The sequence below is a fragment of the Ideonella sp. P3_A4 genome (assembly GCF_056403075.1).
In genome coordinates this window covers 1-2,380 of the sequence record NZ_JBFUGE010000800.1, presented here as the reverse complement: position 1 = coordinate 2,380, position 2,380 = coordinate 1, and the positions used below count along the sequence as shown (strand labels likewise).

Below are 2,380 nucleotides of genomic sequence, written 5' to 3'. Positions count from 1 at the left end.
GACGCACCCTGCGCTGCGCCAGCTGTTCGCGCAGGCGGCCCTGAGCCAGCACAGCGAGGCCGGCTGGTTCAATGGCGCGCGCGACTTCCCCAACACCCGCACCAGCGAGCTGCCGGTCAGCGCCGAGGGCGACCGCGCGATCAACGGCACGCCGCCGGCCTGGGCGCGCTACCTGCCCTTCTGGGCCGGCACTCTGCTGGAACGCATGTGGCTGGTGGTCGGCGGCCTGCTGGTGCTGATGCTGCCGCTGTCGCGCGTAGTACCGCCGCTCTACACCTTCCGCGTGCGCTCGCGCGTGTTCCGCTGGTATGCGCGACTGCGCGAGGTGGAAGCAAAGCTGGAAACCGGCACAGCCGAGCCCGACGCTTTGCTCGACGAGCTGGACGAACTGGACCGTGTCACACACCGTATTGCGGTGCCGCTGTCCTATGCCGAAGAGCTTTACGCGCTGCGCAACAACATCTATGCGGTGCGCAAGCGCCTGCTGGCGCAGCGGTCCCGACCAACGGACGGACCGACCGACTGATCAACGAGCGGCGCGGCGGCGTGCTGCCTGTCCGTTTCGCCATCTGATGTTTGCGGCGCGGTCAGGGAATGATTTTGTTCTGCAAAGGTAGGCGCGGGGGTCCAATCCCGCCTGGCGTGCGCTGACGTCAAGGTCCGGCCCGCTCCGGCTTCCCCAACCGGTCTCTCGCGAGAAGGCCAAGCAGCTTTTCGTGGGCAGCGCGCCGAAGTACCTGTTTCGAGAGCCCGGTCATCGTCGACAACCAGGCCAACGAGATCATTGCTGATGCATGAGCCGCCCAGGCAAGGTTCAGCGAGGCGCCCACCATCGCAATGACATGCAGGAAAGGCCCGCATCGATCTTGCCGATTTCCGCGGTGCCGAGGGAAACGACCTGATAGCCAAGCTTGTCGAGGAGCGCGATGGTCTTGGGAAACTGCGCCCCGACCATCACCACGTCATTGACTCGCAGCGCATTGGCCGCCGCCTCCTCACCGTCCGGGACGACGATCTGCCTGAAGCCCTCGAAGACGCCAGAGCGCGCGAGCCGCTCGGTCGCAAGCACGGTTTCCTCGTCGAGCAGCGAGCACTCGGTCTTGAAGTGCAGTACGCCCTCCGGGGTCTTCACGATCTCGCTCCTGCGGCCGAACCTGGCGAGGCACGAGGCCAGCGCTTCGGCGCCCTGGTGGTCGGTGCGGGCTGAAAGGCCGATCTTGATCGCCTTGGGCGTCACCAGCACGTCGCCGCCGTCTGCAAAGCCGGGCTGTGGCAAGTCGAGGACGGTCTCGAACATGGCACGCAGCGTCGGCGCGATTTCAGGCGTCTCGCCAGCGCGGCTTGGCGCGCCGGGTCGAAGGAGGATCGCCCCTTCCGGGAGCACGAACGCCGGGTCTTCCACGAAGATCGAATCCGGAAACGTCTCGAGCGCCGGCAGGACGGTGACCTCGACGCCCGCAGCGCGCAGGGCCGCCACGTAGGCATCGTGCTCGGCCTGCACGCCCTCAAGCGTCGGGCTCCCGCGGTCGTCGGCGCGCAAGCCATTGACGACGGAGCGCGCCGGCTTGCGAACGATGGCCGAATTGAAGTGAAACACGGTGGGGCCGGATGACATCTGGAAGACCTCGTGAGGCAAATCGGTACGCGATTGTGTCGAAGCCGCAGGGGCAGCAGCCGCGGGCAATGGGTCCGGAGTCTCGGAGGGGCTAACCCGACCGTCCAGCTGACTGGTTGTTACGCCACATGCGTTCTGCAACTTGTATGACTATATGGCCACGAGATACAACCTCGGCCACTGTTTTCAACCCGCAGAACCCACATGACGCCGCCACCAAAAGTCCGAGTATTGATGTTTGCCGCCGCACTGGCGGTTTCGGCGCAGGTGGCGGGCGCAGCGACCGCTAACGCCGATGCGGGTGAGACTCCGCTGGCGTCGACCTATTCGTGGAAGAACGTGTCCATCCGCGGTGGTGGGTTCATCTCGGGCATCGTGTTCAGCCGGGCCCAGAAGGACCTGATCTACGCGCGGACCGATATCGGCGGCATGTACCGGTGGAGCGAATCGACCCAGGCCTGGAAGCCGCTGCTGGATTGGGTGGGGTGGAAGAACTGGGGTTTCAATGGCGTGGTCAGCGTGGCCGCCGACCCGGGCGATGCCAACCGCGTCTACGCCGCCGTGGGCATGTACACCAACAGCTGGGATCCGAACATCGGCGCGATCCTGCGCTCGTCCGATCAGGGCCGCAGTTGGCAGACCACCAAGCTGCCGTTCAAGCTGGGCGGCAACATGCCCGRCCGCGGCATGGGTGAGCGCCTGGCGGTGGACCCTAACCACGCGAAGGTGCTGTACTTCGGTGCGCCGAGCGGCAAGGGCTTGTGG

The 2,380-nt window shown here is 66.0% G+C and carries 1 protein-coding gene and 2 pseudogenes; 2 read left to right on the top strand and 1 reads right to left on the bottom strand.

From position 1 onward, the window contains the following. Positions 1–526: pseudogene (locus AC1DYI_RS32885) on the top strand (TAXI family TRAP transporter solute-binding subunit); the annotation flags it as partial. 288 nt (positions 527–814) lie between these two features. Here the strand turns inward: AC1DYI_RS32885 and AC1DYI_RS32880 are convergent. After that, complete coding sequence (locus AC1DYI_RS32880) at positions 815–1,615, bottom strand: dimethylarginine dimethylaminohydrolase family protein (protein WP_477208309.1); 801 nt, start codon at positions 1,613–1,615, stop codon at positions 815–817. A gap of 234 nt (positions 1,616–1,849) precedes the next feature. Here AC1DYI_RS32880 and AC1DYI_RS32875 point away from each other — a divergent pair. Continuing rightward, positions 1,850–2,380 (top strand): annotated as a pseudogene (locus tag AC1DYI_RS32875) (xyloglucanase); the annotation flags it as partial.